Here is a 20,863-nt window from a genome sequence, read left to right as displayed (position 1 = left end):
AATGGAATTATTTTCACAACTATTCAAACAGATCTGCAATGTTTAGTGTGACACCGTTATATGTTGCTGAACCATAACTTTTGGGCTTGCCGTCTGCATCTGTGTCAAATAACAGTCTGACTGGCTCAGGTCCTGCAAGTGCCGAGAATGTTGCCCTAAAATTCATTTCCCCTTGCTTGGAGCCAGTCAATTGAATGTCAGTTTCATAGCGGCAACCTTCGGCTGCGTTATAATGGTTCTTCTCATATCCATTATAGAAATTTTCGCCATCGTCACTAAAGTTGACAAACTGCGCCTCCGTCTTACCCGAGTAACCGGAGAGATTACGGGTATAGTTCATGTATCCGGAGTGTTTCCCCGCAATTTTCCCTTCTATATTCGGATTGATGGAATCCAATACGGTCAAGTCTCTTATACCATACGGGATATTATCGGTAGTTGTTGTCAAAGGTACAGGAGGTTCCGGCTTATAATCCGGCAACTTCGCTGTCTGGAGCCGCATTTGTTTGCCGTCGCTACCTCTAAGCATCTCCGGCCACATGACCCGTTTCCCGTCGGGATGCCAGGACATGGGCGAGCTATAAACCCAATTTTTCTCGTCCGTTGTCAGCTGTATCCCTTGATATCCTGCTTCGTGCATGGAACGTTGAATGTCGATCAATACCGGACCAATATTCCCAGGCCTGAATTTACGTACTCCATCTACCGCATACATATATTGAAAGCTAATCATCCCCAACGAGGTATAGATCCCGTAGGGTCTGGGCATAAGTCCGAATATGGCCGGATCCGTGTTTTTCGAGAACCTGGTGCTCATGACGATTCCCAATCGTTCATTGGGAGAAAAGATAGTGGTTTCATCATATCCGGGGGTATAGGTGATTTGCGAAAGATTGTCGGAGGTCAAATCCTGCACGATGGAATCGGTGGTACTGTTATGTTTCCCCCCAACGATGGATATAGCATTTCCTCCCCGTACAAACTGCTTCACTTCCCCTCCCCGTAAGGGGCTCGGAATGATAAAGCCAGGATTGTTCGGGTCATGCTCAAAGGAATGTATGTTGTTTATAAGCTGCACGTTTTCGATCGCATAGTGATCCGTTTTGCGTTCTAGTACGCCTATCGCTACAGCGGCACCAAGATCTGAGCGGAGTATCGTCCAACTCATATGCTTATTGTCAGGCGCGATGATGATCTCCGACCAGTGATGGGTTGTGCGCGAATCTTCCTCGAGGATCGACGGGTAGGCGATGGGAACTAATGTCGCGCTAGTGCAGGTGTCAATATCGGGCGTGCATTCGAGTACGTAATCTCCCAGCAGCACCCGCTTATTATCCTGATAGGGCATATACCGAATCCCGTTGGCCTTAGGTTTTTGTGGAATGACGCCGGAGAAGATCACCTTGAAATCCGTTCCATCATCATTGAGAACAGCCAGGTTATAAAAATCGACTGTATGAATATCCTTTTCTGTCTTATACGAAACCAGTACTTTTCCGGAGTATGTGTAAGTACCTATTAGCAGAATAACATCATCCGGCATTGAGACAGTACTTACCACTACTCTTCCGATTGAAGCATCTTTTTTTTCCACCAATATCGCCTCCTGTTTTTTCTATCATTTTCATCATAAGGTTAATCTCAAGAGATCACTAACACTCTCACGACTTTTCCATTACGGTTTTACCGACTTCCTTTATTGAAGTCTGGCGAAACCAAAATGAACAGTAAAGCAGACAGCAAAAAGACGGACTCATTGCCCAAAAACCGGGAAATGGGTCCGTCTTTTGCTTTGCATCTTTAAGCTGCTCCATCAAATTATGAGTTATTCAGTGGCCTTCAGCAGCGCTACGTCTGAAGTCCGATAGGCAAACTCGTTAAAGACTGACCAGCGATCGACTCGGTTAAATGCTCGCCTACGTCGAACGCCTCCACCCGATGAATGCCGGCGAACCTTTTCACAAACGACGCTAAAGCCATATTCGCTTCCATTCGGGCGAGCGGTGCTCCCAAGCAGAAATGAGGACCGGCTCCGAATGCCAGATGACGTTGATTACCCGAGCGATGGATATCGAAGATATCCGCGTTCGCAAATTGGGATTCATCCCGATTCGCGGCACCGATCCATGCCACGATAGCTTGCCCCTCCTTCATCTGGGGACCGAAGACATTCGTATCTTGCGCCACCCTCCGATCCATCGAAGCGGGGAAGCGGAAACGAAGCACTTCCTCGACTGCATTGGGAACCAAAGACAAGTCGGCTTTAAGTTGTTGATAGACGTTCGGCCCGTCGTAAAGAATGGAATAGAAAATATTGGAGAGCAGCGTGGTCGTCGTTTCGTTGCCCGCGCCGAGCAGGCCGATGGCCGACATCACCACTTCTTCATCCGTTAATCGTTCGCCTTCCAGTTCGGCCTTGGTCAAGTCGGATATGATGTCATCTTCCGGATGCTGCCGTTTCTTCAGGACAATGGGATATAAGTATTCCACGAATTCCTTCATGGCGATTCCCTTTCGCCTGTCGATATCAGCATAAGCCTCCGTGTTATACGGGAGGAAGAGAATATCGGACCATCCTTTGATCAAATGGCGATCCTGGGAAGGAACGCCTAGCAGATCCGCAATGACGGTAACGGGCAATGGAATTGCCAGCTTCTCCACGATATCGATAGTCAGGAAGCCTTCCATGTTCGCGATCAACTCGTCAACGATACCCTGGATCCGCGGCTCCCACTCTTTTAGACTGCGGGGAGTAAAGGCTTGAGAAAGAAGGGCACGCCGTTTCCGATGATCCGGCGGATCCACCAAATTGACGTTGCTGCGGCTTTCAAGCCGATCGGGAATCGGAATCAAGCTTCTCTGCTTTTTGTTAGAGAACAGCTCATGGTCGAATAGCACGCGTTTAACATGGTCGTACAAGAACACGTTCCAAACATCTTGCTCGGCGTCGTAATAGACGGGACTATTATCCCTCATCTCCTTGTACCAAGCATACGGTTCCCACCCAGCTTGCTTGGTGTTAAGCTTCGTGATTTCGTTCAGCAGGATCATCTGACGCTTCCCATTCATAATCGTTCCCTCCAAACCGGATTCATTTGCATGAATTGCGCGTTTTTTAAATTACAATCTGCCTTCCTCTCGTGATGATGATCCTAAATCTATCATTTGTGCTCGAAAAACCTCCTTCCAGACGCAGCCATATTGGCTTTGCCATTATTATATGTTAATCTTACATAGGTTAGTTTAACATATAAACTGAGTTTCCGGTATTTGGATAATGTTTGTTCACCAAAAATTCACCGAAGGAGGACCCTATGTACGCGGACATCTTGATATTGGGACAGTTATTAACCGGTCCAAAGCATGGCTACGAAATCAAAAAAAACGTTCAGGAAGCGCTCGGGGAATCGTTCGAAATCAACAATAATTTATTGTATCCTGCTTTACGGCGATTTTTGGAAATGGGTGCGATAAGTAAGAATACGGAGAAAACGGAGGGCAAACCTGACCGGCATATCTATCTGTTGACGAACGCGGGGGAAGAAATCTTTAATGAGCTCATTCGCGATTTTCCGAGGAAATCGGCTTCCAATTCATTAGATTTTATGGTGCGCGTCGCGCTGTTCGACCGTTTGGAGCCCGATGTGCAGCTCGAGATATTGCGTAAACGGCTGACGGTGTTGGAGGAAGAGATGGGGCGATACCGTAAATTCGACGAAGTTCATTCGGAAAATCGGTTTGCCGCGGAAGTCATTCATTTCAACAGGACGCAAACCGAGCATGAATGGACATGGGTGAAGAAGCTGATGTTAATCGTCCAATCGGCGGCCTCGGCTTCAGACCACGAAGAGACATCATTCTGATTGCTAACCAGTCAATCCCCTCTATGCAAACCATGCAGGAAGCACGCTATCGTTTACATGGAGGGGATATTAATAAGCTTCCTAAGAAGCCAATCGCATGATCTTGATCGTATAATATCGGGCATATTGCAAGTCTCGCGACCTAATTTTCAAACGAATTTCGTTCTCTCCTGCTTGAAGCTGCAGCTTGCCCTCAGGGTCGGCCTTCGCTTGATTAACCGTTGCTTGAATTGTTGCTTTGGGATCCGTCGTCTTCATAGCCAACGATACCGTACTGACTTCGGCAGGCACTTCCAACGAAAATTGTTTGATGAGGTTATCGGAGGAAGATATCAATTCCTTCTCCACCACAGAGCCGTCCTCCGCAAAGCTAAGCTTCAACTGCTTCAGATACACATTGGCTAGTACGGGAATTTTAACACTCTTCTGCGTTTCATTGTCCGCATCCGATCCTTCTGCCTGAACCGCCGATCCGTCGTATACAACTTGACTCACCAGCCTGGCATGGATAACGGAACGGCCGTCCTGATAGACAGACTCATCGCAAGTGGACAACGTCAGAATCTTCTCCTGCGGCCCGAGCTTCACTCCATAATCATGCACCGAAGCGCTTTGAATTTTGTCCAAGAATGCCGCATATTCCTCGTCATTATCGAACACCGTCTGTCTGTAATTATCGTTCGCGTCCGCCGTATACACGGAGAACACTTCATATTCCAGGCGCGTATGGAGCAAATCCACATAAATCTTCGTTTTGTTCAAGTAATCATCCGGCGTACGATGATAGTCTCGCAGATTGCCGAACATCGAGAGGTTACGCATCGCATGACCGTAAAGGATGATGTGGTTCTGCAACGTCGTCGGATCATTTAATCCTTCCATGAAGATCGACCCAGCGAGGGAAGCATTTTTATAGAAATCATTGTGCAAGTAGTATTCGTTGTCCCCCGACCACATGATCGGGTAATCAATCGGCTTCTTGAAGCCGGGCATGCTGACCCAACCGACCATATCTTCGTTTAATGCGTTGAGCTTTTCATATTCTTGCAGAATGCCTTGTTTGCCCAGCTGCTCCCGGTTGCCGGAGCTCACTTGATAAGGAAGCGTTTGCTTCTCGGGAAGCCGGGAGATCGGCACCGGTTCACTCATCCGCTCACCTTGATGGAAAGCGTCCTCGAATCGCTTAGATGGCTGTAATGCCTCCACTTGGGCACTAATCTCCTGATAGGTCAAGTCGGATGTACGATATTCCCAAAGCCTGCTCACAACTTGAAATACGGCAAAGAGGAAGACAATCATACACAACCCGAAAACCGTCCTGTACCAAATTTTGCTCCTTCGCGGTATATCCCGCTGCGTGTTCGTCATCACACGAGCTCCTCCAGTGACTGAAAGCCGGATCCTTGTCGAGATCCGGCTTTCTCATTTCTTATTTAATTGCGGTCGCCTAAGCTTAAGCCGTAAATCTTTTCCGACCCAATGCAACCATGCCGATCAAAGCAACACCTGCAAGGACATAATAGACTAGCATATTGCTGTCGCCGGTCTTTGGATTCTCAGATACAGCTTTAGTGCCGGAATCTTCTGCGGAGGCAGTCTCTTTAGATCCGGAACCGTCTGCGGAGGCAGCCCCATCTTCACTAATGCTGCCGCCTGCATCTTTAACTACGTTTTTCCACAACGTTACGAGGGATTCATATACGCTTAACCCTTCAACCGGTTTGGAGGACTTTACGACTTTCGCTCCATCAAGGGTACTATTCAATTGCTCTTGGTATTCATCGATTTCAGCCAATTCCGCTTTAAACGCATCCCGTTGATCTTCAGCCACATACTCCGCAAATGCAGCTCTCATCTTCGTTTCGCCGCTATACTTTCCGAAATCAATGTTATCAACTTTTCCATCGGCTACTGTCAAGACCAGTTTATAATTACTTCCATCCTTTGCAGTCTCTCCGCTCGCAACAAAAACCCCGTCTTTCAATCCGGTTGTAGACGCTGCGCTTGCAAATGCGGACACGTACAACATCATGCTAAAAATTGCCATTGCCAATACGATTGCTTTAGATCCTCTTTTCATATAAACCCTCCTTAGATTTGAAAAACGATATGGCTTGCTTACATCCTTATCATAGCTTCCGGCGAATTCGGCAACTAACACTTTGACGACTATTGTGATAGCGTTTTCACGACTTTCTCCAGAACGAACATTGAAGGCTTGAACTCAGGGGTTCAAGCCTTCTTGTCTGACTAACCTTTTTTTATGAGGGTGAGTTCTTTGTTAATGGCGAATAAGAGCTTGTCAGGGAAATTTTCCGGCGCCATACCTGATAACATGTCAATCGTAAATCCTTGCATCATGGGGTATTGCGGCACGTCCCTGAAACCTTCTCCAATATACTTATTCAGGACAATTTCTGCATCTTTATTTGCAAACAGCTCTTTAAACGTGCAACGGGTGGAATACACATCGTCTGTAATCTGTAACTCCGCTAACTCTTCCGCGCTCGTATCGGGCAGTTCGAACCAGTTGTTAACTTCTTCGCGTTTATCCTCAACCGGCGGCGTTTCATAACTTGCATTTGGTTCTTCCACCTTACTAAACCGTGCAATATCTTGATAAGTTAGAAGATTTTCACTTGCCACTGCACGGATTTCATTCACGCCCTCTGCCAGGACAACTTTCTCGAAGACAAAGACTTTCTCTTCACTGGATATAGATTGCAACTCTTCGCCATTCAAATAAAGCGTAACCTTCTTGCAATTCGAATAGACCTTAACTTGAATGCTGTCCTCGGCCCGATCCACAAAGCGCTTGCTCGTAATATGGACAAATTTTTCTTTGGACCAATGGGCTTTGTACATATAGAAAGCATCCTTCTTAATCTTTCTATCGTAGGTGACCAGCCCTTTATTGTTCCTTCCTTTGACTCCACCTTCGTCTCGAATATTGGCTCCAAAATCAAACATATTCCAAACATACGTTGCCCAAAGGAACGGTTTTTTCTCAAAAATTTTCCAAGCGACTTCATGATACAGCGCGTGGTATTCTTCGGTGTAGTCTTTCACCTTCGGCTCAGCACTGTGGTACTGCACGATCCCTTCTACGCCATATTCGGAAATACACAGCGGTCTGTCGGGATTGATCGCATGGAACTTGTCTATCCACGGATCAAAATCTTCTGTCTTGCCGTGATACCAGCCGTAATACTTATTGTATCCGACCACGTCCGTCATACGGTTGAATTCGTCTTTCTCGTCTACGAAGAGAACGTTGGCCATCGTAGTCAGTCTGGTAGGATCTTCTTTTTTGGTCAATTCATTTAACTCTTTAACGAGCCTTCTAACTTCCGGACGTTCTCCGCCGATTTGAATTTCATTTTGCAGCCCCCAGAATATGATCGAAGGGTGATTGAAATTCTGTTTGATCAATTCCAGCATCTGCTGCTTAGCATTAATCCCTTCCACTTCGTTCTGCGACATGATCGAAATGAAAGGAATTTCCGCCCATACTACCATGCCTTCTTTGTCACACAAATCGTAAAAGGTTTGGCTGTGCTGGTAGTGGGCGAGTCGAAGCGAAGTCGCGCCGATTTCTTTAATCAATTCCATGTCCTCGATTTGCTCTTGTTCCGTAATGGCCCAGCCCATATCTTTTCTGTCCTGGTGTCTCGATACACCGTACAACGGCAAATGCTCGCCGTTCAAGAAGAAACCTTTCTCAGAGTCGACATGAAAGTACCTAACGCCGAACGGAATCGCGATTTCATCCACCGTATCGTTAAAGCTAGTCATGGATACGTTAGCTTGATACATATAGGGATTATTTCTTCCGTTCCAGAGAATCGGATTATCGATGACACATGCCAAGGTTTCCGTTCTTGACTCGCCTGCGGCCAAGACGACTTCCTTGGCTGCATAAGTTACGGAACCGCCATCGGCATCCGCGATATCTGCCCAAAGCCTAACCTTTTTCTCCTCGTCGCTGTCATTTACCAATCTGGACTCGATTTTAAGTTGGGCCTTTTCTTTCGAAACCTGTTCCTGTACGATATACACGCCGCTCGAACCGTAATCCATTGCGTCGAAATGAACCGGATTCGTTACAAGGATGTTCACATCACGGTAAATACCGCCATAGAAAGTAAAATCCGCTTTCTGAGGATAGACGTCGTCCACGACCGTATTGTCGACCTTAACGGCGATCACGTTCTTCGATCCGAAGGCAACATCGGCAGTAATGTCAAACCTGAAGGTGGAGTAACCGCCTTTGTGCTGACCTGCATGCCGACCGTTCACATAAACATCGGTAATGCTATTGGAGCCGCCAAATTCGATAAACACTTTCCTTCCCTCATCGGAAGGATCAAGGGTGAACTCTTTTCTGTACCAGCAAGCGCCTTGGTAATATTCATATCCATTCGCCCCATCCACCGCATTCCAGGTATGGGGAATCGTAACCGCGTTCCAATGGTCGTCTTGATAGGTTACGGCTTCGGCCAGATCTTCATTTTGACGAATAAATCGCCAAGCATCATTCATGCGAATGATTTTTCTCATTCTACTCGCTCCTTCAGAGACGCTGTCTCGGGTAATAGGGATTCCTCTGCATCCTCCTATGATAAGGCGAATCTATCTTCGCTACTAACACTCTCACGACTTCTCGACTAACGGTCTGACGACTTCTTGTCGAAAGAAAAAATCCCCTTACGATACAGGAGCGAATGTCGCGCCTGCCTTCGATGAAGGGGAAAGCTGATCTTCTATTAATAGGCCGTCCAGCCCGCATCCGCGGTAACCGTCGTGCCGTTGACAAAGCCGGAGTCGTCGGAGGCGAGGAACAACGCGACCTTCGCGATGTCTTCCGGTTGGCCGATGCCGGGGTTGATGCCCATGCCGATCTGCGCGCGTTCCGCGCCGAACGGATTCGGTGCCGTGATGGACATCGCGATATTCGTTGCGACCCCGCCCGGCGCGATCGCATTGCAGCGAATGCCGTGCGTCGCGTATTGAAAGCCGACGTTCTTCGTGAATCCAACGACGGCGTGCTTCGAAGCGGTATAGGCGACACCCGCCCGGGAACCGAACAAACCGCCGGCCGAAGCGATATTCACGATAACGCCTTTCTTCTGGCCGATGAAGATGGGAAGAACCTTCCGCGTCGTCCGCATCGGACCGGTCGTATTCACGGCGAACACCTTTTCCCATAGCTCGTCCGTAATATCCCCAGCAGGAACGAAATTATCCATGATGCCGGCATTGTTGACTAGAATATCCACGGTACCATACGTTTGAACCGCGGTGTCGATCAAGCGCTGAACGTCTTCCTCGACGGCGACATTGGTTTCCGTCGCGATAGCCGTTCCGCCTTTCGCTTCGATTCCCTCGACCACTTTGCCAGCGTTATCGACATTCAGATCGGAAACGACCACTTTCGCGCCTTCTTCGGCGAAGAGTTCCGCGATTGCTTTGCCCATCCCCGACGCCGCTCCCGTTACGATCGCTACTTTACCCTTAAGTTTCATCTATTCAACCTCCTTGGTTCCGACTCTTCGGAATACCCGGTTATTTCGATTTATTCTTCGATGGCCGCTAAATCGGAAACGATGGATGCCAGTACTTCAGAGGAAATATTCGCTTGCGGGAAAGCTGCCAATTGACCGAGCGTAAACCCGCTCGCCATACTGGTCATCGGGTTGCTGGCGAATCCAGGAAGATGCTTGTCCAATACCGCTTTAGCAGCTTCATTCGCCAAGAAGTCTCCCACTTTGGAATTTTGATCGAATTTCATCGTCGTATTCACCTCCTTTAAGTCACGCGATAGTTTGCTTGCTAGTCTAATCATATCGATTTGTCTCAAGCCGGACTAACGGTTAGACGACATCTCGAATAACACTTTCACGACTTCCGCGATCCCATTATTGGTACCCGAACAATTTGATTTTCAGCAACGTAGGCTTCTCATACCGCATGATGGCGACCTCGTCCCCGTTCAGCCGCCGGGTCATTTTCCAATTTCCTTGTTCAAAACGTCCTTCTTCCAGGGATAAGATATCCACGTTGGGCTTAGCCGGATTTGCGGAGAACGGGAAGACGGCACAGCCATTGGCAATGAGATAAAACTCGTCCGCGGTCTTCTTCAGCACAAGGCATACCCCGTCTTTCCGAGTCAAAATAGGCAGATTCATCATCACTTTGAAGCCATATTCCCCGAACACCATCGTATCCTGTTCCGGACGCTCGACAATCGCGGCCTGCAAATCCGATGTTCCGTATTTTTCCGTCAATAACGGCATCATGCTGTTAAGCGTCTTGTTATACCATGCGTACTCCTCTATGTTTTGAGGCGTTTTCAACATGGGGTCGGAAATATCCACGCCGAACAGATAACTGTCGATGGCCGTAAACGGTTCTCCCAAGTCCTCAAATCCGAAAGGAGCAAATCCGAGCGCATGATAATGCCCCACCACATAAACCAGCCTCGGACCTGCGTAGCTGTGGGTCGCCGTCTCCGGAATAAAGAGAGGATTGTCCATCTTGACGTACTCGTCGCACACGCCGCAAAAATTTTGAACATAGATATCCGGTGCGATCACATCCACATTAGGCGCGCAGTATTTCCATACTTCCATTACCCGGGATACCGGGCCGCCGCTCGGATACTTCCCGGCTTTCTGGCCTTTGTCCAACCAGCAGTTGGACATCATAGGCAGCGGATAAATCTCCTTGCCTGCCGCAGCTACTTTATCGATATAACTTGCAACGTGATACGCGCTGAATACTTCTTCCGCCGCATCTCCGAACACCGCCTGCCAGTTGCCGCTCTTCGCGCCATTCTCGACGGCCTGACGGACATCCGGGGCCATTGTTCCGGTATGCGTAATCATATAATCGACGAATGGCTGCGGGACATTCGCTTCAAACAGGGCGTCGGCCGCATCGGAATGTTCTCTCGCGGCCCCTTGCAGCCCCGGTTCGTTCTCCACCTGAATCAAAATAACCGTTTGCTCTTTTTCGTCCACTTTCTTAATATGCAGCATCATTTCCCGAAACGCTAAAGCATCCGCCATACAGGTTGCTTCGCAAAGATAGGAGAGCGTCGTATAGGACATCCCATGGAAATCTTTTAAATTTGTTTTATTTCTGCCTTTCTCGACTTCCGCCCTTTTGAAGCGTTCCAAGTCCGTCTTGACCCACGACGGCGCATAATAACACTGCGCGTTCTTCCAGGCGCCAAACCATAAGAAACCAATTTTCATCTCATGCCTTCTCGCCTGAGCAATCAGTTCATCCACGATTAGGAAATCAAACACGCCTTCTTCGGGTTCAATCATTTCCCATGTCACAGGCAGCAATAAACTGTTCATGCCGAGCTTGACGGCTTTTTCCCAGATGGGTTCCATATATTCAGCGGATGAGGAGCTTGAATTATGGACCTCTCCCGCCAGCATAATAAACGGTCTTCCTTGATCGACTAGCAGATGTTCTTTTCTTTGCAGCACTTGATTCAACATGTAAATCCCCCTCTTCATGTATGTTAATGGTGTTTACGACTTCGCCATCCCGCGAAGAATCGCCAACAACTCTTGTTGCACAGCGGTATCTCTTGCAACGCGAGGAAGAGCGGCAGGTCGTCCGAACTCGAAGTACAATCCGCTCCGGCCGTCATCGGCCGGCGAGGTTGCCGCTTCAAATATGCGCTCGGCGCCATTCTCAGGCGGGACGAAGTACCAGCGAATCAACCGGAACCATACCGGCATCGCTCCGCCGAGAGACATCGGCGTGCGGGTTGGCCCCGGATCGGCAATCCGAAGCGTAATGCCATCCTTCGCATAATCGCCGGCCATCGCATGGAATGCCGCGGCTGTTGCCAGCTTCGTATGGGAGTAAGGCTGGAACCTCCTGAATTTATCGGGCTTGCGCAGTCCTTGAGGGTCGAAATTACGCGCCATTCTCATCCCGCTTGAACCGACGGCGACGACGACGGCATTGTTCGCGGACGCCAATTGGGGCCGGAGCAGCTCGGTCAACAAATACGGGGCGAACGTATTCACCTCGTAATGGAGATCGTTGCCTTGAACGGATAGCTCTAGTCGCTCCGTTGCGACACCTGCATTATGGATGAGGAGATTGATAAAATCATGAGTTCTCGCTACCTGCTCGGCGGCCCGCCGTATGTCCTGATGATTCGATAAATCGGCTTGAATCGATTGCACGGAAACGGAGGGAGCGAAGGCTTGAAGTTCACGCAGCTGCTGACTCGTTCGATCGGAGCTCCTGTTAATGACAACCAGGTCATAGCCGGCGCCGGCGAGCCGCTTGCTCAGTTCGGTTCCGATGCCGGAATAAGAAGCCGTTAGAACAGCGACCGGGCGTCTTGCGCTCGGATTGTCATTCATGTTTTTATCCATCCCCTTTCCTACTTTGTTTCATCATATCTTGTTTCCCTTGGGAGGACTAACGGTTAGACGACATGCTGAATAACACTTTCACGACCAAGCGTAAACGGCTGCGCCGTCCTTTGGAGGCGCAGCTTACGTTTCGCGGTGAAATATAAGCCCAGTATAAGTGAAACTTATACTTTCTTATATTTTAAAAAAAGAAGCTGCCGCATGGAGCGACAGCCTCTTCCTTCGTTTAACCGGGCTGGTTGCGAAATTCCGTCGGCCCTGTTCCCACATACTTTTTGAATATTTTGGCAAAGTGGGAAAAGTTCGTGTATCCAACCGAAGAAGCGACGGCGCTTACGGACACGTTCGTTTGGAGAAGCAGTTCCTTCGCTTTATTAATTCTTTCCAATAGGACGTAGTCCGAAATCGAGTATCCCGTTTCCTTCTTGAAAATTCGCGACAAATAATCGGGATTCAAATAAACCTGATCAGCGATCGTCTCTCTCGACAAGTCTTGATCCATGTTGAGCGCGATGTACCGTTTAACGGTTAGAACGACGGTATCGTTTTCCTTGACCGCTTCCGCTTGATACATGGCTTTGTTAACGGCATGGTGAACCCACGCCATCATATCGGCAACAAAACGCCCCGCCGACTCCGATAGGCGTCTGGACTGTTCGTCCCCGAACAATTGGTGCGCCTGAATGCCTTTAGCGTTCAGGAAAGAATACAGAACCTGCACGAAGTCTTGACTGAATCGATGCAGCGTTTCTGCATCCATCTCTCGATTGCGAACGAGATCGTCGAGGTATCTCTCCACTTCTTGCTTGACGGCTTCCTTCGTTCCGGTTTTCAATAAAGAAGACAAAGCGCCGAGTTCAGGAAGCTGAGCCGGGTAATCCGATTGCTCCGTACGATCGAGAGCCAGTACTCGATTGGAGTACGCAACGTTGTTCCGGTCGCGATCCCGCAGCGCCGCGACCATTCCCGCCATCTCATGCGCTTCTGCGGAACGTCCCAAATAACAGGATAGGTTGCAGTAGAAATAGCGATTGCATGACTCCACATAGAGATCGGCTGCTTCCCTTATTCTTTCCTCGTTCCAAGGGATCTCCCTTTCCGACATCAAGATGACGAGCAGCAACCCTCTTTCGAGCTGAAAACAGATGCCGTTTTCGTGGCTTCCGATAAGAATCTCGTCCGCGGTATTTTTAAGCGCGTATTCCAAAATTTTTTCGTCTCTGCGCTTCATCTCTTTGTTCCAGCGTTGGATGGAAATCAAGACTGGAAAGAAAACCGAATCTTCCGTAATCGGGATATGATGCTGTTCGATCTGTTCCCGAATCGCAGCTTGATGGCTGGGGATCGAATGGTGGATCAGATCCAGCCAGAATCGTTCGATGATAAACGATTGATGCTTCTGCCACAATTGATGGAATTTAACGTTACGGGTGTTTTCGCTGTTCTTGGCGATGACGGCCTGGGCCTTTCGAATAGCGTTCTCCAGCTCTTCCGCCAACACCGGCTTAAGCAAATAGTCAAGACTGCCGAGCGTAAGCGCTTCTTTCGCGTATTTGAAATCGGCATGGCTCGTCAGAAAAATCGTGACCGTGTGCGGGTAACGTTCCTTTACCCAGGTGAGCAATTCCAAGCCGTTCCCTTGCGGCATCTCGATATCGCATAACAGAATATCGATACTTGCGCTTTCGAACCATTCTTTGGCCTGCCTAATATTATTGGCGGTATACAATTCCGAGATCCCGAGTTTTTGCAAATCGAGATCCGCTTTTACGCCTTCGATGGCATGAATTTCGTCGTCGACGATGAGCAAGTGATCGTTCATTGCTTGTCCTCCATTAGGGGATTAATCGGGAGAATGATGAATATAGAAGCGCCGCCGCTTTCCGGATCGTTAGCAAAATGAATGGATACCGAATCTCCATACAATAAATACAGGCGCCGCTGAACGTTCCATATTCCGGTATGCTCTCCTCGTTCGTTTTCGACGCTTCTGCCCGCTTGCAGTTCGCGAAGCACCTCTTCGCCGAATCCGCTGCCCGTGTCTTGAATGCTGATTTTCACCCAGGATCCGCTGTCTTCGTCCAAAAAGTCGATCCGTACGGAAATATGGACGGGCCTGTCCATCGTAACAGCGTGTTTAATCGAATTCTCGACGAACGACTGAATGACGAGCGGAGGAATCGGCGTATCCGTCAAGTAGCGCGGGGCTTCAAGCGTCCACGTCAGTTTCTCCGGAAAACGCAAGGCTTGAATCCCCAAGTAGTTCCGGGTGTGCTCCAGTTCGTCTTTCAAGGGGACGAATGTCGTATTGCTTCTGAACATGTAACGGAAATAATGAACCAATGACCGCGTCAATTTCATCGTTAAATCATAATTTTTCACCTTGGCCAAATTGTAAACGATATTTAGCGAATTCAGGAAAAAGTGGGGGTTAACCTGCAACTGCAGCCGCTGCAGCTCTTCCTTCTGCTTGTTTAACTGCTCTTCGTAAACGTTGACGCGAAGCGTTTCGATTTCCGTCATCATGGAGTTGAATGATTCTCCGAGTACTCTGAACTCCTCCGAACCGCCTTTTTGCATGTCGACCCGAATGCTCCAATCCCCGCTTCGGACCTTCTTCATCGAGACAAGGACCCGGTATAACGGCACGAGTATGGCCTGCCGGATGAAATACAGCCCGATCGGGATAAAAAGCAGGGAAGAAGCGGTCATGATCCATATGATTCCTTGCAGGTACGGCAATCTATCCAGGATATGGTGATCCGGTATGACGGCGACCAGCTTGAAGTTGCCTCTGACGGAAGCCGAATCGACGATCAAATACTTCCGGTCGGAACCGGTCAAATAATAGTCGCCTTCGCTTTGGTGCAACCGGATTCCGTTCTCGTCGACAAGCTCCGTGTCCGTAATCGGCTCTCCCAGGTCATTCGCGAGCAAGACACTCCCCCCTTCTCCGATCTGAAGGGATTGGAGGGGCGCCAGCAATTGGTCGGTTCTCACCCAGCCGCCCAAATATACGCTGCCGGATCGGACGATATCGATTAAATAATCATTTTGCCCAATTCGGGCGTAGTGCCATCTTTGCATAGCGTTACCCGGAAGCCTGGGGGATTGAATAAGATCGGAGATATATTGTTGGATGAGATCCTTTTCCTCAAACGTTAAATTCTGCGTCTTATTCACATCCATAAAGTCTTGCCGTTTCTCCGCATAAATGAAAAAAGAACTTAGGGAGTCGTATAAAGCAATATCCTTGCTCAATTTGTTAAACAAAAAAAACTTCGAATCGTAATAATCCGCATCCGATTCGGCCTGATCAAGAGAAACCAAATCAATACCCGATAACATGGAGTTCAAATAGATATCGACATCGTTTAATCCGGAATCGATCTGTTTCATGTATAGAGACAGCATGTTTTTATACGAATCCGCGACCTGTTCCCTAACGACATCAATGGCATAAAAGTTGTTATATAACAGCATGCTTAACAACGGTCCCGTCATGATCAGCACGCTTAAGATCAACTTGAACTTCAGGGAACCTCGTTGCCGCAACAATCCGGGTATCTTCATGCTCCTGGCTCCTTCATCGGTTTCCTTCATCATATACGAAATGAAAGTCCAAGCGCCACAACCCTGGGCCTGGCTGCGGCGTTTGGACCTTCTATGCGGTCAGCTTAACCTTTTACGGCACCGATCATGATCCCTTTGATGAAATACTTCTGAAAGAACGGATAGGCGACAAGGATCGGCAGCACGCCGATTACCGCAATAGCCATCTTAACCGAGTCGGTCGGCATCTGCTGCATGGCCTCGCCCGCGTCAGAGGTCAAATTGGTGCTAATAAACTGAATATCTTGCATAATTCGGTTAAGCAGATTTTGGACGCTGAACAGCTCAGGGTTGGTGATGTAAATCATCCCGTTCTGCCAGTCGTTCCAGTACATGATGCAGGTAAACAAGCCGATTGTCGCAAGGACGGGCGTCGACAGCGGCAGTACGACGGACCATAACGTCCGGTACTCGGTGGCTCCGTCCAGCTGCGCCGATTCGATTAACGCCGGCGGCACGGTCGTCTGGAAGAACGTGCGCATCATCATGATGTAAAAGCCATTCGTGAGCAGCCCCGGTACGATAAGCGCCCAAATCGAGTTCTTAAAGTCGAGCAATTGCGCGTACACCAGGTATGAGGGGACGAGCCCCCCATGGAACAGCATGGTAAAGAAGACGATGAACATGATCAGATTTCGGTGCGGCGTTTCTCTTCTGGATAGCGGATAGGCCAGCAAAGTCGTAAGGGCCAACCCGGCCACAGTACCGAAGACCGTAACGAATACCGTTACTCCGTAAGCTCTCGCGATGTCCGAGCCTCTGTTCAACAAATATTCGTAAGCCGACGTACTGAACACTTGAGGGATGAAAGAATAACCGTGAGCGGTAATCGCGTTCTGATCCGTAAAGGATGCCGAAATGAGCAACAGAAACGGAATGAGACAAACCGCAGCGAATAGAAACATAGAAACATGACTAATTACACTTATAACTCTGCCTTCGTTTTTCATGTCAGGACCTCCTAGAACAGCGCATTATCTTTGTTGGAACGCCTTATGATCAGATTCGCCAAGATGACGAGTATAAAGCCGACGATAGATTGATAGACGCCCGCTGCTGTGGACATGCCGATGTCGCCTGTGCCCATCAGTCCTCTGAAGACATAAGTGTCGATCGTGGAAGTGGATTCGAACAGTGCCCCGGAGTTCATCGGAACCTGATAGAACAATCCGAAGTCAGAGTAGAAAATCCGTCCGATGTTTAGCAGCGTCAACATGGTGATGACCGGCACAATAATCGGCAGCGTGATGTTACGGATTTGCTGCCACCTTGAAGCGCCGTCAAGTCTGGCCGCCTCGTAATATTCTTCGTCAATGCCAAGCAGCGCCGCGAAGTATACGATGCTGGAATACCCGATGGCCTTCCAGAAATGGACCAAAGTCAGAATCCAAGGCCAATACTTATTTTCCGTATACCACGAAATTCCTTCCTCGATGCCAAGCCATGGCAGCACCGTCCTGTTGAGGAACCCCGTGTCCGGGCTTAAAAAAGCGAATCCGAGATAGCCGACGATAACCATGGAGATCAGATGCGGCAGCGTGATGATGCTCTGGTACGACTTCAGCAGCACCTTGTTCTTGATTTCGTTCAGCAGAATCGCGCAGGCTAACGAAAGCACCGTTCCTAGCACAATGAACACAATATTGTAGAGAATCGTGTTGCGCGTGATGATGTACGCATCGGAAGTCTTGAACAGGTACTCGAAGTTGGCGAATCCAATCCAATCGCTCTGCAGAATGCCTTTGGCGAAGTTCACGTCCTTAAATGCGATGACGATCCCGAGCATTGGGAGATAGTTGTTGATCAAAATGTAAAGAAGACCGGGAATCATCATAATCAGAAGCGGCGCATATTTCCGATAATGGGTCTTCCTTTTCTTTTGTTTCTTTGCGGCTTTTTGGGCATTTACCACAGAGGCTTGTGCCATAGTCGTTCCCCTTCCTGTTCATGTGTTTTCTGTTTCTGACTATCCTTATCATAAGGGATGACCGCACGGCCAACTAACGGAATGACGACTTTTTAGATAACGGTTTGACGACTTTTCCCCCCGTTTAATTTTGAAGCCGGATCCTCTCCAGGATCCGGCTTCAACCGCTCTTAAATCGAATTTTCCCTAGCGATGCTCCCGAGATGATACGCGCTCGGTTTGGGCTTGCGTTCTTGCGTCGACCGGTCCACTTCGATCAATCCGAACGTCTTCGAGAAGCCGAGCTGCCATTCGAAGTTATCGAGCAGAGACCAGTGCATATAACCAATGACCGGTATTCCTTCCGAAATACAAGCTTGTACGCCTTTCAACGCTTGATCGATAAACGCAACGCGGCGTTCGTCGTTGTCCGTCGCGATTCCGTTTTCCGTGATCATAAGCGGCTGCTTCAGATGCTTGGAAACGAAACGAACGGCTCCCCCAAGCGCTTCCGGATAATACTCGTTCCCCATCTGGGTTTTTTCCGCATCCGCGGGAACCGGCTGAAGTCCATCCGGCCCATATACCATGCGGGTATAATTTTGCAAACCAAAGAAATCGTCATCTTCCAGATACGGAAGAAACTGCAGAAATTCTTCGTGATAAGCTTCAGCAGCCAGCTCTTCTCCGCCTGGGATCGATTGAATATCATACAGCGACAAAGACAGTCCAATCCGGGTATTCGGACTCGCCTGACGAATCGCGCTTCTCGCCTCCGTATGCGATTTGAAAATAACTTCTAGCCCTTTCTCCGTACGAGCACCGAGGAAAGAGTGTACCTCTTGCGGATGAACGCCGAATGCTTGCCCCAATGCCATAAAATATTTTTGCATCTGGCTCATACTATCCGTATTGATTCCGACCTGCGCTTGGCCTCCCCCGGCTTGATGCCGCATAATGATTTTCGCGATTCCGATGGAGATATTCGCTTCATTGATCGTGCAAACAAAAGGAATCAACTCGCCTAATTCCCTCATGACATGGGCACAATAACGGGCAAAACGGGCAGGCGTCTCAGCCGATTCCCATCCGCCCGCGTGAATAAGCCATTGCGGCGTTGTGAAATGGTGCAAGGTGACAATCGGCGTTACATTCGAGTTTTTGCAGGCCAACAATACATCCCGATAATGTTCAATAGCATCCGGATCGAAACGCCCTTCTTCCGGTTCAATCCTCGCCCATTCGATGGAGAATCTATACGAATTTAATCCGAACGAGGAGAGCAGCGCAATGTCTTCCTTGAACAGCCGATAGTGGTCTACGGCGCTGCCCGAACGCTCCTTAAAAATCGATCCCTCCAAATTTTCCATAAGCCAGAAATCGGAGTGGGTATTATTTCCTTCCACCTGATGGGCGGCCGTCGAGGCCCCCCAGTAGAAATCGTCGGGAAAACTTCTTGTCATAATGAATTACTCCTCTCCTCAAGATAGTGACATAATCGTGAAAAAATCCATCGGTTTATCTTCCAAAGGCCGATAGTCGAGATAATCGAAATGAGCAGGCGTTGTTGCGTTCTTCCCATTCCCGGTCGCATACATCGCGAAGAACACGCCGGTAAAGCCCCCCGCGACTTCCTTGGATAGGAAAGCCGTCTCACCCTTTCCAATCACGACGGGTTCCTTGCCTGGAGCAGCGTACGTAAACGTATATAACACTTCGTTCGCTTGTACGCCTAAAATAACTGTCGGTTCGGCGTAATCCACTTCTGCTGCGACATGTACGATACTTCCGACCCGGCGCCTCAGGATAAGCTTTGGCTTGCCGTCCTTCATCGTTTTGGCAACTTCGTAATGGAATTTTTCGTTCATGAATACGGTGAGTCCGGCCTCTTCGCCTTCTTCCGACGGCCCAAACTCCAGCAGGGTCTTGATCTCGCAATTTAGATGCTGCTGTCTGCGGCCGACGAACGCCGGCGAATCTTTGTCGTTCAAGGTGCAAGCCTGCCCCTTGAGCGTCAACCATCCCGCCCGGTCTGTCAGAGACCACGAATCCGGGACGGGATTTCGGTAGAAATTCCAAACCGGCTGAAGCTTATCCGAATCAAAATCATCCCGGCTTTCCCACTCGATAGGCTCTCCTAGCGGCAAGCTCCCGGCATCGTGCTCAAGCTCGGCTCTGCCAAGATTGCCGACAACCGGCCAACCTTCTTCGTTCCAAGTGACGGGCGCCAGATTCGTCTCGCGACCCAGGATATGGCGTTTCGCGTTAGCGACCGGCCGGATGCCTAGAAACACGCACCACCAGCTGCCGTCTGCAGCTTGTACGAGATCGGCATGTCCCGTCCCCTGAATCGGCTTCGGCGTGCTTCGATTGGAGAGGATCGGGTTAGCCGGATTGCTCTCGAACGGACCGTACGGGCTGCGGCTCCGCGCGATCGTTTCCATGTGTCCGTATTCCGTTCCGCCCTCCGCCACCATGAGATAATACCATCCGTTGATCCGATATAGATGCGGACCTTCGGGATGGCTTCCGCCCGTACCTTCCCATATCAACCGCCGCTTGCTTAATAATGTCCCGCTTGCGATATCGATCTCCGCTTGATAAATACCTGCGCTTTCCCCATAAAAGTTAGCCGTGCCCGTCAAATACACGTTGCCATCTTCATCGAAGAACAATGACGGATCGACGCCACCCCAGCCCTCAAGGTAGATCGGCTCAGACCAAGGCCCTTCCGGACGTTCTGCCCGCACATAGAAGCTTTTCTGGACGGAAATGTTCGTCGTAATGACGTAGAAACGTCCGTCGTGATAACGAATCGTTGGCGCATAAATTCCTTGAGAATATCCCGGCGGAAGCATGCCCTTAAGCGGCAACTGGCTTTCTCGCGTCAACACATGGCCGAGCTGACGCCAGTTCACCAAGTCCTTGCTATGGAAAATCGGAATGCCCGGAAAATAATCGAAGGAGCTCGTAACCAGATAGTAATCTTCTCCGACTCTGCAAACGCTGGGATCGGGATGAAAGCCCGGGATAACTGGATTTTTGAATGATGCCATAGCTTACTCTCCTTA

At 49.2% G+C, this 20,863-nt stretch carries 16 protein-coding genes; 1 reads left to right on the top strand and 15 read right to left on the bottom strand.

The window, feature by feature from the left end; all coding sequences use genetic code 11:
- Positions 1–19 precede the first annotated feature (19 nt).
- Together RB620_RS03455 and RB620_RS03450 are read right to left on the bottom strand one after the other, a co-directional pair.
- On the bottom strand, positions 20–1,594 hold the full coding sequence (locus tag RB620_RS03455; RefSeq protein ID WP_308092121.1) for a hypothetical protein: 1,575 nt from the start codon (positions 1,592–1,594) through the stop codon (positions 20–22).
- Between the two features lie 254 nt (positions 1,595–1,848).
- Positions 1,849–3,069, bottom strand: coding sequence for a cytochrome P450 (locus tag RB620_RS03450; protein ID WP_308092120.1), 1,221 nt, complete (start codon positions 3,067–3,069; stop codon positions 1,849–1,851).
- A gap of 245 nt (positions 3,070–3,314) precedes the next feature.
- On the opposite strand from RB620_RS03450, the gene RB620_RS03445 reads away from it, so the two are divergent.
- The gene (locus RB620_RS03445; protein ID WP_308092119.1) at positions 3,315–3,863 is read left to right on the top strand and encodes a PadR family transcriptional regulator; all 549 of its coding nucleotides are present in this window, start codon (positions 3,315–3,317) and stop codon (positions 3,861–3,863) included.
- Positions 3,864–3,944: 81 nt separating this feature from the next.
- Here RB620_RS03445 and srtB read toward each other — a convergent pair whose 3' ends face one another.
- From srtB to RB620_RS03380, 13 genes are all read right to left on the bottom strand, one after another.
- Positions 3,945–5,069: a class B sortase gene (srtB, locus tag RB620_RS03440; protein WP_308092118.1), complete on the bottom strand. Its 1,125-nt coding sequence runs from the start codon at positions 5,067–5,069 to the stop codon at positions 3,945–3,947.
- Positions 5,070–5,316: 247 nt separating this feature from the next.
- On the bottom strand, positions 5,317–5,943 hold the full coding sequence (locus tag RB620_RS03435) for an LPXTG cell wall anchor domain-containing protein (RefSeq protein ID WP_308092117.1): 627 nt from the start codon (positions 5,941–5,943) through the stop codon (positions 5,317–5,319).
- A gap of 170 nt (positions 5,944–6,113) precedes the next feature.
- Positions 6,114–8,423, bottom strand: a complete 2,310-nt coding sequence (locus RB620_RS03430) for a glycoside hydrolase family 2 protein (protein WP_308092116.1) — start codon at positions 8,421–8,423, stop codon at positions 6,114–6,116.
- Between the two features lie 206 nt (positions 8,424–8,629).
- The gene (locus RB620_RS03425) at positions 8,630–9,388 is read right to left on the bottom strand and encodes an SDR family oxidoreductase (protein ID WP_308092115.1); all 759 of its coding nucleotides are present in this window, start codon (positions 9,386–9,388) and stop codon (positions 8,630–8,632) included.
- 50 nt (positions 9,389–9,438) lie between these two features.
- The gene (locus RB620_RS03420) at positions 9,439–9,654 is read right to left on the bottom strand and encodes a hypothetical protein (RefSeq protein WP_308092114.1); all 216 of its coding nucleotides are present in this window, start codon (positions 9,652–9,654) and stop codon (positions 9,439–9,441) included.
- A 127-nt stretch (positions 9,655–9,781) separates the two neighbouring features.
- The gene (locus RB620_RS03415; protein ID WP_308092113.1) at positions 9,782–11,377 is read right to left on the bottom strand and encodes a GH35 family beta-galactosidase; all 1,596 of its coding nucleotides are present in this window, start codon (positions 11,375–11,377) and stop codon (positions 9,782–9,784) included.
- Between the two features lie 33 nt (positions 11,378–11,410).
- Positions 11,411–12,262: an SDR family NAD(P)-dependent oxidoreductase gene (locus RB620_RS03410; protein ID WP_308092112.1), complete on the bottom strand. Its 852-nt coding sequence runs from the start codon at positions 12,260–12,262 to the stop codon at positions 11,411–11,413.
- Positions 12,263–12,500: 238 nt separating this feature from the next.
- A complete protein-coding gene (locus tag RB620_RS03405) occupies positions 12,501–14,096 on the bottom strand; it encodes a response regulator (RefSeq protein ID WP_308092111.1) in 1,596 nt (531 codons plus the stop codon).
- Positions 14,093–15,847, bottom strand: a complete 1,755-nt coding sequence (locus tag RB620_RS03400) for a sensor histidine kinase (RefSeq protein WP_308092110.1) — start codon at positions 15,845–15,847, stop codon at positions 14,093–14,095. The genes RB620_RS03405 and RB620_RS03400 overlap by 4 nt, the downstream gene beginning before the upstream one ends.
- A gap of 104 nt (positions 15,848–15,951) precedes the next feature.
- The gene (locus tag RB620_RS03395; RefSeq protein ID WP_308092109.1) at positions 15,952–16,836 is read right to left on the bottom strand and encodes a carbohydrate ABC transporter permease; all 885 of its coding nucleotides are present in this window, start codon (positions 16,834–16,836) and stop codon (positions 15,952–15,954) included.
- 11 nt (positions 16,837–16,847) lie between these two features.
- A complete protein-coding gene (locus RB620_RS03390; RefSeq protein ID WP_374121354.1) occupies positions 16,848–17,813 on the bottom strand; it encodes an ABC transporter permease in 966 nt (321 codons plus the stop codon).
- A 170-nt stretch (positions 17,814–17,983) separates the two neighbouring features.
- Positions 17,984–19,255: a glycoside hydrolase family 1 protein gene (locus RB620_RS03385; protein ID WP_308092108.1), complete on the bottom strand. Its 1,272-nt coding sequence runs from the start codon at positions 19,253–19,255 to the stop codon at positions 17,984–17,986.
- A gap of 18 nt (positions 19,256–19,273) precedes the next feature.
- A complete protein-coding gene (locus RB620_RS03380) occupies positions 19,274–20,848 on the bottom strand; it encodes a glycoside hydrolase family 43 protein (protein WP_308092107.1) in 1,575 nt (524 codons plus the stop codon).
- Between the last annotated feature and the right edge of the window lie 15 nt (positions 20,849–20,863).

Origin of the sequence: Paenibacillus sp. LHD-117 (genome assembly GCF_030929555.1) — a bacterium.
In the GTDB taxonomy this organism is placed as follows: domain Bacteria; phylum Bacillota; class Bacilli; order Paenibacillales; family Paenibacillaceae; genus Pristimantibacillus.
The sequence above is the reverse complement of the archived record's forward strand: the minus strand, read 5'-3'. Positions and strand labels throughout refer to the sequence as shown.